Here is a 17,723-nt window from a genome sequence, read left to right on the forward strand (position 1 = left end):
AACGATCTGGAACGACGATGCTCGATATCAAATGGATCCGTGAGAATCCCGAGGCTCTCGATGCTGCACTTGCCAAGCGCAGCGCGGAACCTCTGTCGCAATCTCTCATCGCCCTTGACGAAAAGCGCCGCTCCGCCGTGCAGAAGGCGCAGGATCTGCTCTCCCGCCGCAACGCCGCCTCCAAGGAGATCGGTGCTGCCATGGCGCAGAAGAACGCCGAGCTTGCCGACAAGCTGAAGGCCGAGGTCGCCGAGATCAAGGAAATGCTGCCGGCTGCTGAAGAGGAGGAGCGTGCGCTTTCCGCCGAACTCAGCGACCAGCTCTCGCGTATTCCGAACGTGCCGTTTGACGACGTACCTGTTGGTAAGGACGAGCACGACAATGTCGTTACCCGCATCGTCGGCGAAAAGCCACGCTGGAACCATACGCCGAAAGAGCATTTCGAAATCGGCGAAGCTCTCGGCTACATGGATTTCGAGCGCGCCGCCAAGCTCTCGGGCTCGCGTTTCACGGTCCTGACCAGCCAGCTTGCGAAGCTTGAGCGTGCGCTTGGTCAGTTCATGATCGACCTGCATACGACCGAGCATGGTTATACTGAGGTATCTTCACCGTTGTTGGTTCGTGGCGAGGCTGTGTTCGGCACTGGCAGCCTGCCAAAATTCGAAGAGGACCTCTTCAAGACGACGGACGGCCGTTACTTGATCCCGACTGCGGAAGTCACACTAACCAACCTGGTGCGCGAGGAAGTCGTCGACCAGGAAAAGCTGCCGCTGCGCTTCACTGCGCTTACCCCCTCCTTCCGTTCGGAGGCAGGTTCGGCAGGCCGTGATACCCGCGGCATGCTGCGCCAGCACCAGTTCTGGAAGTGCGAACTCGTCTCGATCACCGATGCCGAGAGCTCGATTGCCGAACATGAGCGCATGACGGCCTGCGCCGAAGAAGTGCTCAAGCGCCTCGGCCTGCATTTCCGCACGATGACGCTCTGCACCGGCGACATGGGCTTTGGCTCGCGCAAGACCTATGACCTCGAAGTCTGGTTGCCGGGACAGAACACCTTCCGCGAAATCTCGTCCTGCTCCGTCTGTGGCGATTTCCAGGCGCGGCGCATGAATGCTCGCTATCGGGGCAAGGACGACAAAGCGACGAAGTTCGTCCACACGCTGAACGGCTCCGGCACGGCGGTCGGCCGCTGCCTGATTGCGGTTCTCGAAAATTATCTGAACGAGGATGGCTCGGTCACGATTCCGGACGTTTTGCTGCCCTATATGGGCGGTCTGACGAAGATCGAACGGGCGGCTTGAGACACAATGCGCATCCTGCTGACGAATGACGACGGTATCCATGCCGAAGGCCTGGGTGCGCTGGAACGGATCGCAAGGGCGCTTTCAGATGATGTCTGGATCGTCGCCCCCGAAACCGACCAGAGCGGCCTTGCTCATTCGCTCAGCCTTTCGGAGCCGCTGAGGCTCCGGAAGATTTCCGACAAGCATTATGCGCTGCGCGGCACGCCGACCGATTGCGTCATCATGGGCATCAAGCAGGTGCTCGACATCAAGCCGGATCTCGTTCTGTCAGGCGTCAATTCCGGCTCCAACGTCGCCGACGACGTGACCTATTCCGGCACGATCGCCGGCGCCATTGAAGGCACGATGCAGGGCGTGCGTTCCTTTGCCCTCAGCCAAGCCTATATCTACGATAACGGCGCTCGCATTCTGCCCTGGGAGGTTTGCGAGGCGCATGCGCCGGCACTGCTCGAAAAGCTGATGGCGGTCGATCTGCCTGAGGGTACCTTCCTGAACCTCAATTTTCCGAACTGTCGTCCCGACGAGGTCGAGGGCGTCGAGGTGACGGCGCAGGGCAAGCTTGCTTTCAACCTGCAGGTCGATGCGCGCACGGATGGCCGCGGCTTTCCCTATTACTGGCTGAAATTCGGCGAGCGCGCCGGCGCCTTCACCGAGGGCAGCGATATTCACGCGCTGAAGCATAATAAGATTTCGGTAACACCTTTGAAACTGGATCTGACCGATTATTCCGTGACGGACCGCGTGGCGCGGGCCATCGGACACGGAGTGAAGGGGTGACGGCGAAACTGGCCGAGAAGGAGGGCTTTGCGGCTCTGGTCCTCAGATTGCGCGCAGAAGGCATTTCCGACATCGATTTGCTGACGGCAGTCGAGCAGACGCCGCGCTCGCTCTTCGTGCCTGCGCAATTTGCAGAGAATGCCTATTCCAGCCGCACCATTCCGATTGATTGCGGCTCCTTCCTCGAAGGCGTCGATTTTGCCGTCCGTCTTCTGCATCATCTGAAAGTCCGCCCCGGCCAGCGCGTGCTCGAAATCGGCACCGGCAGCGGATTTACTGCGGCGGTCATCGGTCGCATTGCCGAACGCGTGCTCACGGTCGATCGCTATAAGACGCTGACGCTTTCGGCGCAGCGCCGCATGGAATCGCTGAGCTTGCGCAACATCATCATCCGTCAGGCCGATGGCAGCGCCGGCATGCAGGGCGAGGGCACCTTCGACCGTATCCTGGTCACGGCTGCCTTCAATTCCATGCCGCGCTTCTATGCCGATCAGCTTGTTTCGGGCGGCTCTATGATTGCGCCGCTGATCATATCCGAAAACGAATGCCGCATGGTTCGATTGACCAAAACCGGCAGCCGCTTCGAGCGGGAAGAGCTCTTCGACGCTCCCTATCTTCCGATCGTGCCCCGCCTCGCTTCCCAGCTTTAAGTTAGGCAAGACTCCAGGGCCTGTGGGCTATGACTTTTCGCCTGCAAACCTATGGTTATCAAGTTCTCAAAAATATAGCACTGATTCCAGCGCCTTAACCGCATGGTAACACTAACGCGCTTTAATAGATTCACAAATGGTTGCGTTCTAAGTGGGTCGAGTCATGCGTTTTAGTTTTTCGCCGAAGTTCGGGAAGTCGGCCGGGAATCTTCTGGTGGTCGCCTTGCTGGCGAGCGCAGCTACGGGCTGCAGCTCCGATGTGACGCGTTTCGGCAGTCTGTTTTCCTCCTCCGGGCAGGATCAGATGACGACAAATTCCATCCCGCGCAGGAGCTTCAACGGTCCGCAGGGTGACCCGGTGCCACGCGCCGATCTCGGCGGCTCAGGCATTCAGCCGGCTTATGCCGCGAACAATCAGGGTCAGCCAGCGTATGGCGCGAATAACCAGGGAGTGAGCCAGCCCTATCCGGGTCGCCCGAACTATGAGCCGGTCGGCTCCAGCGCACGGATGGCATCCACCCCGGTTTCCGTTCAACGCTCCGATCTGTCGCCGCCAAGCGCAGGCTCGGTTTCCTCACGTCAGCGAGAGAGGGACGTTGCTCTCGCCCAACCGTTCCCGGCCGCTCCGAAGCCTGACCGTATTGCACCGGCTGCTGCGTCGGCTCCGAGGGTTGCGCCCGATGCGCTGACGACAGGCACGACACCGAAGGTCTCCGGCTGGTCCGGCACCAATGCGCCGTCCGTCACCCTGCGTCCCGGCGAAAACATCGCCATCCTTTCCCGTCGATACGGCGTTCCGGAAAAGGAAATCCTGCGCGTCAACAATCTGAAGACGGCATCCGCCGCACAGCCCGGCCAGGCGATCCTCATCCCGACCTTCAATGGTGGCAACAATGCCGCCAAGGCCGCAGCCCAGTCCGCCGACCTGTCCAAGCCCGGCAACCTGCCGCAGCCGACAAAGGGTCAGGAACAGAAGGTGGCCGTTGTTCCAGGCGCCAATTCCGCTCGCGACAAGACCGTCGCAAGCGCGGACCCGGCAGGCAAGGTTCCCTCGGGTGCCGGTAAGGATCCGAAGGGCGCTGGCGGTACTTACACGGTCAAGCAGGGTGACTCGCTTACCAAGATCGCCAAGGCGACGGGCGCCAATATCGACGCTATCAAAGCGGCCAATAATCTGTCGGCAGGCTCGATCCGCATCGGTCAGGAGTTGAAGATCCCGAACGGCGCGGCTTCCGCTGACGCGATCAAGACCGCGTCCATCCCGGCGCAGAAGGTCGATCAGGTAAAGCCCGCCCAGGCAGCGAGCGCTCCGGTCCAGACCGCTTCCGCGCAGCCGGCGCCTTACAAGGCTCCTGCCGCCACGCAGACGGTCGACGACGTCGAGAAGAAGTCCGATGTCAGCGCAGCCGCTCCGGAAGCCACCGGCATTGGCAAATATCGCTGGCCGGTTCGCGGTCAGGTGATTGCCGCCTATGGTGCCAACGTCAACGGCAGCCGCAATGACGGTATCGACATCTCGGTTCCGCAGGGTACTGCGATCAAGGCTGCCGAAAATGGCGTCGTCATCTATGCCGGCAACGGCCTGAAAGAACTCGGCAATACCGTTCTCGTCCGTCACGATGACGGCACCGTCACCGTCTACGGCAACGCCGATACGCTGAGCGTCACCCGCGGCCAGAAGATCCAGCGCGGCCAGACGGTCGCCGTGTCGGGCATGAGCGGCGACGTAAAGCAGCCGCAGGTGCACTTCGAGGTCCGCAAGGATGCGGCCCCGGTCAACCCAATGACCTTTCTTGAATAAGCGATATTTCTTGAGCAGGTAGAGCGTCTCAGGGAAATGCAAAAGCCCGGTCGGTGACCGGGCTTTTGTCGTTTCGGTTTGCGATAACGACACGCGTTGGGAATGTCTAAGCACGGTCGAGATGGATGCGCAGCCGACCCGCCAGATCCTGGATATACTGCCATGCGACGCGGCCGGAGCGGGCGCCGCGGGTCGTTGCCCATTCCAGCGCCTCGGCATGCATCTTCTCACGATCGAGGCCGAGCTTGAAGTGGTCGGCATAACCGTCGATCATCATCAGGTAGTCTTCCTGGCTGCATTTGTGGAAGCCGAGCCACAGCCCGAAACGATCGGAGAGCGACACCTTTTCCTCCACGGCTTCGGACGGATTGATCGCCGTCGACTGCTCGTTCTCCATCATGTGGCGCGGCAGCAGATGGCGCCGGTTGGAGGTGGCATAGAACAGCACATTGTCCGGCCGCCCCTCCACGCCGCCATCGAGCGCGGCCTTGAGCGACTTGTAGGCGGTATCGTCGTGGTCGAAGGAAAGATCGTCGCAGAAGACGATGACGCGATGCGGCGTATCTTTGAGAAGGTCGAGAAGTGTGGGCAGGCTGGCGATATCCTCGCGATGCACTTCGACGAGCTTCAGCGATACGCCACTCTCGCGGCGCACGTCTTCGTGCACGGCCTTGACGAGAGACGACTTGCCCATGCCGCGCGCGCCCCAGAGAAGGACGTTATTGGCCGCATAGCCCTCGGCAAAACGCACGGTATTTTCGTGCAGGATATCGCGCACATGATCGACCCCGCGGATGAGCTTCAGCGCTACGCGGTTAGGGCGCTTGACAGGCTGCAGATACTGGCGGGCAGGGGACCAGACGAAACAGTCGGCAGCATTCCAGTCGTTGACGGCAGGCGCCGGTCCCGCCAGCCGCTCCACCGCATTCGCGAGCCTCTTCAGCTCCTGAAGCAGAACGCTATTGATTTCCTCGGCCATCGGGTGCCTCCTTCATAGATTGCAGCGATAATCCGCTTTCGTTTTTTGATGCCGGGTAGCATGGCCTTTCCACAGCGGAAAGGTTATGAGGCAACGGAATCGGTACGGTCTCCGGCTGTTTTTGTTGCATTCATCAAGGCTGCAACTATAGTCCGGCGACTTGAAAAGAGAGGCGGGGTTCCGCCGCCCACAGCCTGAGGAGCTTAGCATGTTTATCACCCCGGCATTTGCCCAGAGCGCAACTGACGCCACGAGTGCTTTCGGCGGCTCAGGCCTCGAAATGATCATCCTGTTCGTGCCGCTGATGGTGGTCTGGTATTTCCTGCTTATCCGCCCACAGCGTGCGCAGGCCAAGAAGCGTGAGGAAACTCTGAAGGCAATCCGTCGCGGCGACCAGATCGTCACCGGCGGCGGCCTCGTCGGCAAGGTCACGAAGGTTGTCGACGAGAAGGAAGTGGAAGTCGAGATCGCCGAAGGCGTGCGCGTGCGGATCGTCCGTACCGGAATTTCCGAAGTCCGCGTGAAGGGCGAGCCGGTCAAGGCTGACGCCGCATAATATGCGATAGCAACACCGCCGGATCGGAAGATAGTCGAGAGAATGCACCATTTTTCCCGCTTGAAAACACTTCTGATCTGGTTGGTCGCGATTGCCGCTATTGTCGTCGCTGCGCCTAATCTTCTAAGCCAGGCGCAGCTTTCCTCCCTGCCAGGGTGGGTCCGGCAGGACCGTATCACCCTCGGTCTCGATCTGCAGGGCGGCTCCTACATCGTATTTCGCCTCGAGCGCTCGGATATCATCCGGGACCGGCTCGAAAAAACGGTCGCCGGCGTTCGTGACAAGCTCCGTGGTGCCGGCATCCGCTATACCGGGCTCACCGGAACCGGCCAGACGGTGACGGTCAAGGTCACCGATCCGGCCCAGATTCAGGCTGCCGCCGATCTTCTGAAATCGCTGACATCGGCCGATGTTGCTCTCCAGCAGAGCAATGATGGCCAATTGACGCTGCAGATCTCCGACAAGGCGATTGATGCCGATACGGTCGCGGCACAGACGCGCTCCCTCGCTATCGTCGCCCGCCGCATCGCCGGCTTCGGAAGGGAGAACTTCACCGTTCGTCCTGACGGGAACCACCGTATTGCCGTGCAGGTGCTGGGCTCCGTCGACGCCGAGCGGTTGAAGAACCTGCTGAACGAGCCTGCGGCCCTCTCCTTCCATCTGATTGATGAAAGCATGACCGGCCAGCAGGCGCTCGCCGGCCGCTGGCCCGCGACATCGCAGGTGCTTTATTCGCTGGATGATCCGCCGATCCCCTATCTCGTCGATCGCTCCATAATTGCGACAGGCGCAGATTTTGCCGAGGTCGATACGAAGACTGACCTGCAGACGCAGGACAGCGCGCTCGTCTACCGGCTGAATGCCGAGGCTGCGCAGCGCCTTGCACAGGCAACGACCGCCAATGTCGGAAAGCATCTCGCCATCGTCTTCGACGATCAGGTGATGGCAAGCCCCGTCATCGAAGCGCCGATCACAGACGGACGCGGTGAGATTGCCGCCAATTTCTCCGAAGAGGGCGTTGAGGATCTGACCGTCATGCTTCGGGCCGGCGCGCTGCCTGCGACGTTGACGGCCGTCGAGGAGCGCACCGTCAGCCCGCTCTTCGGTTCCGAATCCGTTTTCTCCGGTCTGGTTGCCGGCATTGTCGCGGTGGTGCTCGTCGCTGCGCTGATGATCGCGCTCTATCGTATGCTCGGCATCATCGCCGTCGTTTCACTGATCTTCAATCTGGTGCTGATCGTTGCGGTCCTAAGCGTTGCCGGTGCGACGCTGACGCTTCCGGGCATTGCCGGCCTCGTATTGATCGTCGGCATGGCGGTGGATTCCAACGTGCTGATCTATGAGCGCATCCGCGAAGAAGAGAGGGTGCCGCATACGACCTTCGCCCAGGCGGTCGAGCGCGGCTTCTCGCGTGCTTTCGCCACCATCGTCGATGCTAACGTCACGATCTTCATCGCCGCCGTCATTCTGTTTTTCGTCGGCAGCGAATCCATTCGCGGCTTTGCCGTGACGCTGACCGTCGGCATCCTAACGACCATCCTGACGGCTTTCACGCTGACGCGCGGCTTCGTGGCGGCCTGGCTGGCGAAGCGTCATCCGCGCCATCTGCCGAAGAGCGCGACAAGCCTGTTCGAGCATGCCAATATCCGTTTCATGGGCATTCGCCGCTACGTCTTCACGGCATCGGCGGCACTTTGCATCGCCGCAATGCTCGCCTTCGCCTCGGTCGGCCTGCACCTCGGCATCGACTTCACCGGCGGTTCGCTGGTCGAGGTCAAGGCGAAGCAAGGCAATGCCGATATTGCCGATCTCAGTGCCCGTCTGAACGAGTTGAACCTCGGACCGGTGCGCGTCGAGCGAATCGGCGAGGCCACCAACGCCCTGATCCGCGTCGGCTCGCAGGATGGCGGCGAAAATGCCGAGCAATCGGTGGCGACGTTCATTCGCGGCGAACTGGCCGAGGACTATGATTTTCGCCGCGTCGAGGTCGTCGGGCCGGCCGTCTCCGGCGAGTTGACGATGCTGGCGACGATCGGCATCCTTTCCTCGCTGTTCGCCATCCCGGTCTATATCTGGATCCGCTTCGAATGGCAGTTTGCGGTCGGCGCGATCGTCGCGACGCTGCACGATGTCATCATCATGCTCGGCCTCTTCGTACTGACGGGCATGGAATTCAATCTGACGAGCGTGGCCGCATTGCTCACCGTCGTGGGCTATTCGCTGAACGATACCGTCGTCGTCTATGACCGCATGCGCGAAAACCTGAAGCGCTACAGGAAAATGCCGCTGCCGATCCTGATCGATGCGGCGATCAACCAGACGCTCTCGCGCACCGTTCTGACGGCCGCCACGACCTTGATTGCGCTGCTTGCGCTTTACATCTTCGGCGGCGCCGTCATCCGCTCCTTCACCTTCACCATGCTCTTCGGCGTTGCGCTCGGAACATTCTCCTCCATCTATATAGCAGCGCCTGTCCTCATCATCTTCCGGCTGCGTCGGAACACGAACGGTGAGGACGAGGGCGACACCAGCATGAAATCCGGCAAGCCGGCGGTATAGATCCATGGCAAAAGGCATTGAAATCCGCGACGCCCATTTCCCGGGCCGCGCTCCCATCGACACCTATGGCAACGGCGGTTTCCGCTTTGCGGAAATGTCGCATCGTGGTTCCATCCTCTGCCTGCCATCGGGCATTCACGGCTGGGATATGGACATGACGAAGCCGCTGTCGGTGGAGAATTTCCGCGGAGTGCTCGATGAAGCCGCCGATATCGAAGTGCTGCTTGTCGGCACGGGCACGGAGCTTCGCCGCCTGCCTGCAGAATTGCGTGCCGCCCTCAAGGCGCGCGGTATTTCCTCAGATCCGATGAGCACGGGTGCCGCCGTGCGCACCTTCAACATCATGCTTTCCGAACAGCGCGCCGTCGCCGCCGCCCTGATCGCGGTCTGATCATGTCCGATGTAAAGACGAACCAGGATATCAGCCTGGCGATGCTGCGCGATACCGATCGCGACCGCTATCTTGCCTGCTTGCTGTCGCCCGAGGCCAAGCGCGGTGCGCTCGCCGCCCTCTATGCCTTCAATGCCGAGCTCGCCCGCATCCGCGATCTCGTCCACGAGCCGCTGCCCGGCGAGATCCGCATGCAGTATTGGCGCGACCTTCTGGAGGGGAATGCGCACGGTTCGACCGAGGCCAATCCTCTTGCCGCGGCACTTCTTACGGCCGTTGAGACGCATCGGCTTCCGCGCCAGACGCTCGTCAACATGATCGAAGCGCGGATATTCGACCTCTACGACGACCCGATGGAAAGCCGCACCTCGCTGGAAGGCTATGCAGGTGAAACGGCCTCGGCGCTGATCCAGCTTGCGAGCCTTGTCCTCTCGCCGGAAGACGCGACAAAATCCGCCGATGCCGCCGGTCATGCCGGTGTGGCGCAGGCGATATCAGGCATGCTGCTCCTGATGCCGCTCCATCAACGTCGCGGCCAGGTCTATATCCCGCTTGAAGTTCTCTCGGCGACGGGCCTTGACCGGGAGGCGTTCCTGGCTGGTACGGACAAGCCGCGCATCTCGGCCGCCATCGAAGCTTTTGCCGGGCTCGGTCGCGATCACCTAGCCAAGGCGAGGGCCTCTGCGCTGTCGCCGGTTATCGTGCCGGCCTTCCTGCCGGTTGCGCTTGCGGAGCCGGCGCTGGTGAAAGCGCAGAAGCGCGGTGCCGCCGTTTTGGAAGGCTCTCTGCAGGAGCCGCAATGGCGTCGCCAGATGCGCATGGCTTTTGCGGGTATGCGCAAGAAAATATGACGACGGTCAAACTCGCGCAAGTCTCGCGCGTTATGTCAGGCATAACCCCATTCTAAACGGAGAATCCGCGTGGGCATTATCGTCTGGTGCGTTCTTTTCGCCATCGTCATTCTCTTCGCCTTCGTCGCGACGCGCATGGCTGCTCAGAACAAGGAAGATGGCCTGCACGACACGGGCCTTGCCATCATCGAGTTCGGTCGCGCATTCCCCAATGAAGCGATCCGCCAGCTTCAGGCGACGGTTGACGGTCAGGCCGTCTTCGTGCGCCTGCATGACAACAAGGCTGGCTTCATGCGCAACATGTCGCGCCACTTCGCCTGCCATCTGATCGAGCCGGGGACGGTGCGCGTTCTTGCTTCCGAAACGGGCAGGGGCCTGAGCATCGAATTTGTCAATGCGCCCTATCACAATGGTACTTACGAGTTCGCTTCGGCCAAGGAGGCGTCGGAAGTGTCGCTCTGGCTGCTCGGCAACTATGTTGCCGAGCCGGATAAGGAATTGCCTGCGCCGAATTCGTCCGCCGCAAACGGCCATTAGTCGAAACAGAATATAGGCTCAGACGCTTTCGGCGAGCTTGACGTCCTGCCCCAGCCAGGCGGCGCAATCAGCAAGCGCTCGCTTGGCAATCAACTGTCGCTTCATGATCGTTTTGTCTTTGCCGCGGAAGCGCTTGACGCCTTCAGGCTTGACGATCGAACCGGGTTGAAGCTCCGGAAACAGGCCGAAATTGATGTTCATCGGCTGGAACGAGCGCTTGCCCGGCTCCTCGTCGGTGACGAGATGTCCGCCGGTGATATGGCCGAGCAGCGAGCCGAGCGCCGTCGTTACGGGGGGAAGCGAAACCGGCTCTCCCTTGCGTTCCGCGGCTGCAAAACGGCCGGCCAGCAGACCCACGCTTGCGCTCTCGACATAACCTTCGCAGCCGGTGATCTGGCCGGCAAAACGCAGGCCCGGCCGTGACTTCAGCATCAGCGACGGATCGAGCAAGGTGGGCGAGTTGATGTAGGTGTTGCGGTGCAGGCCACCAAGCCGGGCGAATTCGGCATTCTCAAGCCCTGGGATCATGCGGAAGATATCAGCCTGCGCACCATATTTCAGCTTTGTCTGGAAGCCGACCATATTGTAGAGCGTGCCGAGCGCGTTGTCTTGGCGGAGCTGCACGACGGCATAGGCTTTCACGGTCGGGTTATGCGCATTGGTGAGGCCCATCGGCTTCATCGGCCCGTGCCGCAACGTCTCGCGCCCGCGCTCCGCCATGACCTCGATCGGCAGGCAGCCGTCGAAATAGGGCGTGCCTTCCCATTCCTTGAAGCCGACCGTATCGCCGGCAATCAGTGCGTCGACAAAGGCATTGTACTGCTCTTCGGTCATCGGGCAGTTGATATAGTCCTTGCCGGTGCCGCCGGGGCCGACCTTGTCGTAACGCGATTGATACCAGCAGATATCCATGTCGATGCTGTCGCGATAGACGATCGGCGCGATGGCATCAAAGAAAGCAAGAGAATCCTCCCCTGTTTCCGCCTGGATGGCGCTCGCTAGCGATGGCGCAGTCAGCGGACCGGTGGCGATAATAGCCAGATCCCACTCCCTCGGCGGCAGGCCGGAGATCTCCTCGCGCACGACCGTGATCAGCGGATGCTCGTGGATCGCCTTGGTCACGGCATCGGAGAAGCCATCGCGGTCGACGGCGAGTGCGCCGCCGGCCGGCACCTGATGTTTGTCGGCCGACGCCATGATCAGCGAACCGGCCATGCGCATTTCCGCATGGATGACGCCGACGGCATTGCTGGTCGCATCATCCGAGCGGAAGGAGTTGGAGCAGACAAGCTCGGCAAGTCCGTCGGTCTTGTGCGCATCCGTGCCGCGCACGCCGCGCATTTCATGCAGGATCACAGGAACGCCGGCATTGGCGATCTGCCACGCAGCTTCAGAGCCGGCCAGCCCGCCGCCGATGACATGGATAGGGGAGTAGGAGGGATTGTTGGTCATTGGCGGCTGATATCACGCCAGCACATGCGATCCAACAATAGAATCGAAAACGGCGCCTGCCGGCGCCGCAGCGTGATTAGCTCTGCTCTCGTGTTCCAGGCGATGCTTCGCGCTGGTCAGCATCTTCGAGATCGGCATCGACCACATAGGCGTCGCCATGTTCCCGCGCCGCTTCGCGTTGCGCGGCAAGGTTGGGGCGATCGTCAGAGGTCGTTTCTTCCGTATGTTCGTTGAAGGTGTCTATCTCACCTTTTGGTGATGGAGCGTCCTTACGTCGGGCATTCAGCGCCCGGGAGGTTTGGTCCGCAATTTCGAGCCGACGTGCGTCGGCGGACGGGCTGTCTTCCGCCCGCGCATCGTCAGTTGCTTTTTCGAAAATGGTTCTGGCCATGATGTCACCTCCAGAAGCGGCTGGTCTCGACTGATTGGCGACCGAGCAGATAGCCGATGCTGAAAGCCAGCACGCCGATACCCACAACAACGGAGCTGGCGGTATGGGGATGATCGGCCGCACCCGTTGCAACGGCTTGCACCTCGCGCCGGACCGCGGAGGCGGTGTTCAACGCAGTCTTTCGAATGCCCTCGGGCTTGTTCGCCGGCTGGCCGGTAAAGCCGGCATTGAGTCGATTTGCCATGATAGTCTCCTTTCGTGAAGGAGAACTGACGGAAGGCAGTAGGGTTCCGATAAAGAAAGAGCAAAGCCCAAAAACGAAAACGGCGCCTGATGGCGCCGTCTTGGAGAATGGTTCGCTCGATGTATTAGCGGAACGAGCGGGATGCGATGTTGCGGATGTCGTAACGGCTGACGCCGATATCGGCAAGCGTCTGGTTGGACAGGTTGCCAAGTTCGTTGAGCGTGCGGCGATAGCTAATCCAGCTCTTTGCAATGCGGATCGGGTTCATGATCTTTTTCCTCAGATGTCTTGTGCAGGCAGCGGGATCGCTGTCTCTGCGGTTGACATCTATATAATCGAGGTCATCGACATTGTGCAGTGCAAATAAAAGGCGTCTGCTATGCAATTGTGCAATCTGATGCTCGCTAATTATGCAGAGCACGATTTTTGAGCGGGCCAAGAATTAATGCTTCCGCAACTTTTACGGCAATCCGACCGATAGGCAAAAAGAAAACGCCCGCTGCGGAGGCAGCAGGCGTTTTGGGAAGGTAATCTGCTTGGGAGGAGCAGCGATTACCCGTACTTAGCGGGCAGAAGCTTCGCGAGCAACGCGATGGATGTCCGAACGGTCGATGCCGAGGTCATGCAATTCGCGGTTAGTCATGCGGCCGAGTTCGGTAACGGTCTGACGATACTTGCGCCAGTTATTGAAGGAGCGAGAGAAGTTCATGTTAATCCCCTTTCCTAGGGTTTGATCCTGCCAGCAGCCTGTCTTCGGCGCTGACCTCTATTTGATGACCGGAATATATGTTGCGACGCGAAGAACTAACAGAGCCAAGATTTCAAGCCACCTATGCGTGATTCGCAGGGCTAGAGCCGAGATTCACACGCTTTAGCCATTTTCTGGTCAACGAATAGGCAGAATGATTTTTTCTCAGCCTCTCGGTTTTCACGGATAGATATTTGGCCAGCTTCCATACCCGCGAAGGGCCTTTTCTCCCGCTGCTGCCTTCCTCGCCACATCCTGGTAACTGGTCGTTGATCGAGCTTCGACAGCCGTGTCGTTGGCTCTCTGCCGCGGCTAAACGAATGCTTCACCTTGATTCTCGCGAAGGCTCGGAAGGGCAGGGTGCTAATCGTTTAATCATTCATTAAGCAAAACGCCCACCGGGGGAGGATCCGGTGGGCGTCATGATGGTGACTGGCAACTGGGAGGAGGAGTGTTGCCAGTCTATCGCAGGGCGCTGGGAGGAGGAGTGCGCATCTGCGAATCTCGTCACGGCCAAATGGTCCGCGGGCATCCGGTAACCCGGGCCGGGGCGCCATCCCCGTGCTTCGATAAACAGGTAAATAGTATGACTTTTGGTCTTTTTGCAGTGCAATATGATCATGAGGGCTATGCGTTTAATGCATGCCTTTTCTGCGGTGATCATATATTAGCAATGCCGCGGTTAGTGTTTCGTTAACGGCCGCCCCAATTTAGACCAGTGAGGAATTTGCATATTTCAAATGTCGACGTTTCCGTGCGCCGATCCTGCGCTATAAATGCGTCAGCCGAATATGGCGGATCATTGCGGGGTAGGGCATGTATCGCGGCAGGTTGGAGCGGGATCTCTCGCTCTGGGTGGAGAAGGGACTGCTCGAGGAAAAGACGGCGGAGACGCTGCTGGGCGAATATGACGCGCGCCCGGCGAGTTTCAGCCTCGGCCGCGTGCTGATGGGGCTGGCGGCGATATTGCTTGGCGCGGCCCTGCTGCTGCTCGTCGCCTCGAACTGGGAGTACATTCCGCGCCTCGTGCGCGTAGGTCTCATGCTGGCGCTCATCTGGGCGGTTCATATCGGTGCCGCACTTCTTTTTGTACGTGGTGCGCTGGCGACCGCTAACGGTTTGCTTATCATCGGTGCCCTCAGCTTCGGCGGCGCCATCTCCCTTATCGGCCAGATGTATCATCTCTCAGGCGACGAGCAGACGGTCATGTATCTCTGGTTTGCGGTTGCAGCTGTTTCGGCGATCCTTTTCCGCTCGGCTGCGGTGACAGTTGTCGCCGGCTTCCTCTCCTGGGCCTCCTTTGCCGTATACCTTGAAAATTACGATACGCGTTGGGTCGGCTTCGGCCCCTACGCGCCGCTGGTGATGGCGGCTGTTATTCTCGGGCTGGTGCACTTTACGGGCGCCGATCTCGCCCGCCATCTCGCCTATCTGTTGGTAATCGGCTGGCTCGCATGGCTTTATGTACTTTTTGACGAGATTTCCGTGGCGATCGCCTTCGCAGTTCTCGGCATGGCGACGTTCCTGCTGACAGCCTTGCCCCTCCGCCCGATTTCCACACTCGTGAGAACGGCGGGTGCCGCTCCGGCATTCTATAGCTTCGTCGTCGCTATTATGGGGCTGTTCTTGCTGCATATGGAAATGGACGAAGGCGGGCGCATGGTTCTGCTTGGCCTGCTGACGCTGGGTGCTGCGGTTGTGGCGATTGTGCTGCATGGCCGCAACAATGGCGCTGTACGCTACCTGGCCTACGGCGCTTTCGCCGCAGAGATGCTCTATCTGGCCTCGGTGACGGTTGGCACGATCCTCGGCACATCGAGCCTCTTCCTGTTTTCCGGCCTGGTGGTGGCAGCCGTTGCTTGGGTCGTCATCCGCCTTGAAAAACGCTTCTCGGCAGGTCGAGTGAAGGAACGCGCATGAGCTCTGCCTTTGCAAGACCGCAATCCACCCGCTTCTACATTATCGCTGCGATTCTGGCCGCTGGCCTGCAGACGCTAATCCTTGGCTATATCATCCAGAGCCGCGCTTCGATTCTGGCCGGAGGCACCGAGGTATTGCTCAAGACGGCTCCGGTCGACCCGCGTGACTTCCTGCGTGGCGACTATGTGGTGCTGAATTACGACATATCTTCCGTCCCGGTCTCGACAGTGACAGGCGGCATTCCGGCAGGAGCAGGCGAGCAGACGCTCTGGGTGCGTCTCAGGCGCCAGCCGGACGGCTTCTGGGGTATTGTCGAATCGTCGTTTAAGCAATTGCCGGCAGCGTCAGACACAGTCGTGATGCGCAGCCTGCCTTTCTACAGCTATGGTCCCGATAGCGGCGAAACCATCCGGGTCGAATATGGGATCGAGCGCTATTACGTGCCGGAAGGCAATGGCAAGCCGCTCGAGGAGGCCCGCAACGAGGGTGTCGTTTCGATTGCCGCCAGCGTTTCGTCCTCGGGTGCCGCGCAGATCCGCAGCCTCGTCGTCGACGGTAAGCCGGCCTACGAGGAGCCGCTCTACTGAGAGGCGAGACGAGTGATGGTAGGGGCGCGCTTTTACCCGAAAATCCCTGTCATTTGCCGTTCATTTTTCCTTTGCCTGTTCTAAATCGGGTGATATAGAGACGCGCGCTCCGGAAGGCCTCATGCGCAGGCATATGCATGCGGTTTTGCGAACGCGGGTATGGTGAAATTGGTAGACACGCCAGATTTAGGTTCTGGTGCCGCAAGGCGTGGGAGTTCAAGTCTCTCTACCCGCACCAAGCTGCCTTGCAGGGCGGGAGGACTGGAACTTGGTTGTCCCGGATACCCGGAAAGCGAGTGCTGTTCCGCTTCGAACGGAACGAACAGGAATTGAGAAAAAGCCACGCGCGGCAGTTGGCCGGCGTCGTGCTCACCGAAACGAACGGCGTCTGGGCACGGCCGCCACTGAAATGAAGGTAGGAAGACATGCAGGTTATCGAAACGCTCGCTGAAGGGCTGAAGCGCGAAATCAAGGTCGTTATCCCGGCCAAGGACATGGAAAACAAGCTGAACGAGCGCCTTGCCGACGTGAAGGACAAGGTTCGCATCAACGGCTTCCGTCCGGGCAAGGTTCCGGCCGGTCATCTCAAGAAGCTTTACGGCAAGTCCGTCATGGTCGACCTCGTCAACGAGATCGTCCGCGACCAGCCGACCCAGATCCTGTCCAGCCGCGGCGAAAAGTCGGCCACCCAGCCGGAAATCGACATGACGGAAGACCAGGCCGAAGTGGAAAAGATCCTCGCCGCCCAGCAGGATTTCGAATTCACATTGTCTTACGAAGTTCTCCCGCCGATCGAACTGAAGTCCAACACGGGCATCAAGGTCACGCGCGAAGTCGTCGACATCTCCGACGACGAAGTCAACGAGCAGGTTCTGAAGGTCGCTGAAAGCGCCCGCGACTACGCTGAAAAGAAGGGCAAGGCTGCCAACGGCGACCGCGTCAAGATGGACTATGTCGGCAAGGTCGACGGCGTTGCCTTCGATGGCGGCACCGATCAGGACGCTGAACTGGTTCTCGGCTCCGGCCGCTTCATCCCGGGCTTCGAAGACCAGCTCGTCGGCCTCAAGGCTGGCGACGAGAAGACCATCACCGTAACCTTCCCGGCCGATTATCCGGCGAAGAACCTCGCTGGTGCGGAAGCCACCTTCGACGTCACCGTCAAGGAAGTTGCCGCTCCGGCCGATGTCGAGATCAACGACGAACTCGCCAAGAAGCTCGGCCTCGAATCTGCCGATCGTCTGAAGGAAATCGTCCGTGGCCAGATCGAATCCCAGTACGGTTCGCTGACGCGCCAGAAGCTGAAGCGCCAGATTCTCGATCAGCTCGACGAACTGTACAAGTTCGAAACCCCGTCCAAGCTCGTCGAAGCCGAATATAACGGCATCTGGAACCAGGTCAGCAATGACCTCGCCCAGTCCGGCAAGACCTTCGAAGACGAAGACACGACCGAAGAGAAGGCCCGCGAAGAATATCAGAAGCTCGCCGAGCGCCGCGTCCGCCTCGGTCTCGTTCTCTCCGAGATCGGCGAAAAGGCCGGCGTCGAAGTCAGCGAAGACGAAATGCAGCGCGCGATCTATGAACAGCTGCGTCAGTATCCGGGCCAGGAAAAGCAGATCCTCGAGTTCTTCCGCAGCCAGCCGGGTGCCGCCGCTTCGATCCGCGCTCCGATCTTCGAAGAGAAGGTCATCGACCACCTGCTGACCGAAATCGACGTCACCGACAAGAAGGTGACCAAGGAAGAGCTGCTCGCCGACGAAGAAAGCGAAGCTTCCGACAAGGCCGACGCCAAGAAGGCCGCACCGAAGAAGAAGGCTGCTGCCAAGGCCGAGGCTTCTGCCGAAGCCGCTGAAGGCGAAGAAGCCGCTGCTCCGAAGAAGAAGGCAGCTCCGAAGAAGAAGGCTTCTGAAGACAGCGCCGAGTAATCGGCCCTTTCCTGCCGAAATTCAAAAGCCCTGCCGCATGCGGCAGGGCTTCAG

The 17,723-nt window shown here is 60.0% G+C and carries 18 protein-coding genes and 1 tRNA gene; 13 read left to right on the forward strand and 6 right to left on the reverse strand.

Annotated features, from left to right (window positions below):
- Window positions 1-17: 17 nt before the first annotated feature.
- The 4 genes from serS to ACK9YZ_RS07310 all read left to right on the forward strand — a co-directional run bounded on the left by serS (window position 18) and on the right by ACK9YZ_RS07310 (window position 4,532).
- Complete coding sequence (gene serS / locus ACK9YZ_RS07295) at window positions 18-1,301, forward strand: serine--tRNA ligase (RefSeq protein ID WP_216757828.1); 1,284 nt, start codon at window positions 18-20, stop codon at window positions 1,299-1,301.
- A gap of 6 nt (window positions 1,302-1,307) precedes the next feature.
- Complete coding sequence (surE, locus tag ACK9YZ_RS07300) at window positions 1,308-2,081, forward strand: 5'/3'-nucleotidase SurE (protein WP_416066138.1); 774 nt, start codon at window positions 1,308-1,310, stop codon at window positions 2,079-2,081.
- Window positions 2,078-2,731, forward strand: a complete 654-nt coding sequence (locus ACK9YZ_RS07305) for a protein-L-isoaspartate(D-aspartate) O-methyltransferase (protein ID WP_216757830.1) — start codon at window positions 2,078-2,080, stop codon at window positions 2,729-2,731. Before surE ends, ACK9YZ_RS07305 begins: the two co-directional genes overlap by 4 nt.
- A gap of 163 nt (window positions 2,732-2,894) precedes the next feature.
- On the forward strand, window positions 2,895-4,532 hold the full coding sequence (locus ACK9YZ_RS07310; protein WP_416066139.1) for a peptidoglycan DD-metalloendopeptidase family protein: 1,638 nt from the start codon (window positions 2,895-2,897) through the stop codon (window positions 4,530-4,532).
- A 106-nt stretch (window positions 4,533-4,638) separates the two neighbouring features.
- Here ACK9YZ_RS07310 and ACK9YZ_RS07315 read toward each other — a convergent pair whose 3' ends face one another.
- Window positions 4,639-5,511 (reverse strand): ATP-binding protein, encoded by an 873-nt coding sequence (locus ACK9YZ_RS07315; protein ID WP_416066140.1) that lies wholly within the window; start codon window positions 5,509-5,511, stop codon window positions 4,639-4,641.
- A 208-nt stretch (window positions 5,512-5,719) separates the two neighbouring features.
- Here ACK9YZ_RS07315 and yajC point away from each other — a divergent pair, with 208 nt between their 5' ends.
- From yajC to ACK9YZ_RS07340, 5 genes are all read left to right on the forward strand, one after another.
- Entirely contained in the window at window positions 5,720-6,067 is a 348-nt protein-coding gene (gene yajC, locus ACK9YZ_RS07320) for a preprotein translocase subunit YajC (protein ID WP_007813582.1), read from the forward strand.
- Window positions 6,068-6,109: 42 nt separating this feature from the next.
- Window positions 6,110-8,626 (forward strand): protein translocase subunit SecDF, encoded by a 2,517-nt coding sequence (secDF, locus tag ACK9YZ_RS07325; RefSeq protein WP_416066141.1) that lies wholly within the window; start codon window positions 6,110-6,112, stop codon window positions 8,624-8,626.
- Window positions 8,627-8,630: 4 nt separating this feature from the next.
- Entirely contained in the window at window positions 8,631-9,017 is a 387-nt protein-coding gene (locus ACK9YZ_RS07330) for an Mth938-like domain-containing protein (RefSeq protein WP_216757834.1), read from the forward strand.
- The gene (locus ACK9YZ_RS07335; protein WP_416066829.1) at window positions 9,014-9,868 is read left to right on the forward strand and encodes a phytoene/squalene synthase family protein; all 855 of its coding nucleotides are present in this window, start codon (window positions 9,014-9,016) and stop codon (window positions 9,866-9,868) included. The genes ACK9YZ_RS07330 and ACK9YZ_RS07335 overlap by 4 nt, the downstream gene beginning before the upstream one ends.
- 69 nt (window positions 9,869-9,937) lie before the next feature.
- Window positions 9,938-10,405: a hypothetical protein gene (locus ACK9YZ_RS07340; protein ID WP_216757836.1), complete on the forward strand. Its 468-nt coding sequence runs from the start codon at window positions 9,938-9,940 to the stop codon at window positions 10,403-10,405.
- Between the two features lie 18 nt (window positions 10,406-10,423).
- Here ACK9YZ_RS07340 and trmFO read toward each other — a convergent pair whose 3' ends face one another.
- The 5 genes from trmFO to ACK9YZ_RS07365 form a co-directional block, all read right to left on the reverse strand.
- Complete coding sequence (gene trmFO / locus ACK9YZ_RS07345; RefSeq protein ID WP_216757837.1) at window positions 10,424-11,857, reverse strand: methylenetetrahydrofolate--tRNA-(uracil(54)-C(5))-methyltransferase (FADH(2)-oxidizing) TrmFO; 1,434 nt, start codon at window positions 11,855-11,857, stop codon at window positions 10,424-10,426.
- Window positions 11,858-11,933: 76 nt separating this feature from the next.
- Entirely contained in the window at window positions 11,934-12,248 is a 315-nt protein-coding gene (locus ACK9YZ_RS07350) for a hypothetical protein (protein ID WP_216757838.1), read from the reverse strand.
- A gap of 4 nt (window positions 12,249-12,252) precedes the next feature.
- Window positions 12,253-12,492: a hypothetical protein gene (locus tag ACK9YZ_RS07355; RefSeq protein ID WP_216757839.1), complete on the reverse strand. Its 240-nt coding sequence runs from the start codon at window positions 12,490-12,492 to the stop codon at window positions 12,253-12,255.
- Window positions 12,493-12,616: 124 nt separating this feature from the next.
- Window positions 12,617-12,760, reverse strand: a complete 144-nt coding sequence (locus ACK9YZ_RS07360) for a DUF1127 domain-containing protein (RefSeq protein WP_112568191.1) — start codon at window positions 12,758-12,760, stop codon at window positions 12,617-12,619.
- A 294-nt stretch (window positions 12,761-13,054) separates the two neighbouring features.
- Window positions 13,055-13,201, reverse strand: a complete 147-nt coding sequence (locus tag ACK9YZ_RS07365) for a DUF1127 domain-containing protein (protein ID WP_003558908.1) — start codon at window positions 13,199-13,201, stop codon at window positions 13,055-13,057.
- 855 nt (window positions 13,202-14,056) lie between these two features.
- Between ACK9YZ_RS07365 and ACK9YZ_RS07370 the strand changes: the two genes are divergently transcribed.
- The 4 genes from ACK9YZ_RS07370 to tig all read left to right on the forward strand — a co-directional run bounded on the left by ACK9YZ_RS07370 (window position 14,057) and on the right by tig (window position 17,669).
- Complete coding sequence (locus ACK9YZ_RS07370) at window positions 14,057-15,160, forward strand: DUF2157 domain-containing protein (protein ID WP_416066142.1); 1,104 nt, start codon at window positions 14,057-14,059, stop codon at window positions 15,158-15,160.
- Window positions 15,157-15,747 carry a GDYXXLXY domain-containing protein gene (locus ACK9YZ_RS07375; protein ID WP_416066143.1) on the forward strand — a complete coding sequence of 197 codons (591 nt, stop codon included), beginning with the start codon at window positions 15,157-15,159 and terminating at the stop codon, window positions 15,745-15,747. The genes ACK9YZ_RS07370 and ACK9YZ_RS07375 overlap by 4 nt, the downstream gene beginning before the upstream one ends.
- Window positions 15,748-15,900: 153 nt before the next feature.
- A tRNA-Leu gene (locus tag ACK9YZ_RS07380) sits at window positions 15,901-15,985 on the forward strand.
- 187 nt (window positions 15,986-16,172) lie between these two features.
- Complete coding sequence (tig, locus tag ACK9YZ_RS07385) at window positions 16,173-17,669, forward strand: trigger factor (protein ID WP_216757842.1); 1,497 nt, start codon at window positions 16,173-16,175, stop codon at window positions 17,667-17,669.
- The last annotated feature ends 54 nt before the right edge of the window (window positions 17,670-17,723 follow it).

Origin of the sequence: Rhizobium sp. ZK1 (genome assembly GCF_047782645.1) — a bacterium.
GTDB lineage: Bacteria > Pseudomonadota > Alphaproteobacteria > Rhizobiales > Rhizobiaceae > Rhizobium.

Excerpts from the sequence above, each read along its gene's own strand:
- serS (WP_216757828.1), top strand. The coding sequence starts at position 18 with ATGCTCGATATCAAATGGATCCGTGAGAATCCCGAGGCTCTCGATGCT.
- surE (WP_416066138.1), top strand. The coding sequence starts at position 1,308 with ATGCGCATCCTGCTGACGAATGACGACGGTATCCATGCCGAAGGCCTG.
- ACK9YZ_RS07310 (WP_416066139.1), top strand. The coding sequence starts at position 2,895 with ATGCGTTTTAGTTTTTCGCCGAAGTTCGGGAAGTCGGCCGGGAATCTT.
- ACK9YZ_RS07315 (WP_416066140.1), bottom strand. The coding sequence starts at position 5,511 with ATGGCCGAGGAAATCAATAGCGTTCTGCTTCAGGAGCTGAAGAGGCTC.
- yajC (WP_007813582.1), top strand. The coding sequence starts at position 5,720 with ATGTTTATCACCCCGGCATTTGCCCAGAGCGCAACTGACGCCACGAGT.
- secDF (WP_416066141.1), top strand. The coding sequence starts at position 6,110 with ATGCACCATTTTTCCCGCTTGAAAACACTTCTGATCTGGTTGGTCGCG.
- ACK9YZ_RS07330 (WP_216757834.1), top strand. The coding sequence starts at position 8,631 with ATGGCAAAAGGCATTGAAATCCGCGACGCCCATTTCCCGGGCCGCGCT.
- trmFO (WP_216757837.1), bottom strand. The coding sequence starts at position 11,857 with ATGACCAACAATCCCTCCTACTCCCCTATCCATGTCATCGGCGGCGGG.
- ACK9YZ_RS07350 (WP_216757838.1), bottom strand. The coding sequence starts at position 12,248 with ATGGCCAGAACCATTTTCGAAAAAGCAACTGACGATGCGCGGGCGGAA.
- ACK9YZ_RS07355 (WP_216757839.1), bottom strand. The coding sequence starts at position 12,492 with ATGGCAAATCGACTCAATGCCGGCTTTACCGGCCAGCCGGCGAACAAG.
- ACK9YZ_RS07360 (WP_112568191.1), bottom strand. The coding sequence starts at position 12,760 with ATGAACCCGATCCGCATTGCAAAGAGCTGGATTAGCTATCGCCGCACG.
- ACK9YZ_RS07365 (WP_003558908.1), bottom strand. The coding sequence starts at position 13,201 with ATGAACTTCTCTCGCTCCTTCAATAACTGGCGCAAGTATCGTCAGACC.
- ACK9YZ_RS07370 (WP_416066142.1), top strand. The coding sequence starts at position 14,057 with ATGTATCGCGGCAGGTTGGAGCGGGATCTCTCGCTCTGGGTGGAGAAG.
- ACK9YZ_RS07375 (WP_416066143.1), top strand. The coding sequence starts at position 15,157 with ATGAGCTCTGCCTTTGCAAGACCGCAATCCACCCGCTTCTACATTATC.
- tig (WP_216757842.1), top strand. The coding sequence starts at position 16,173 with ATGCAGGTTATCGAAACGCTCGCTGAAGGGCTGAAGCGCGAAATCAAG.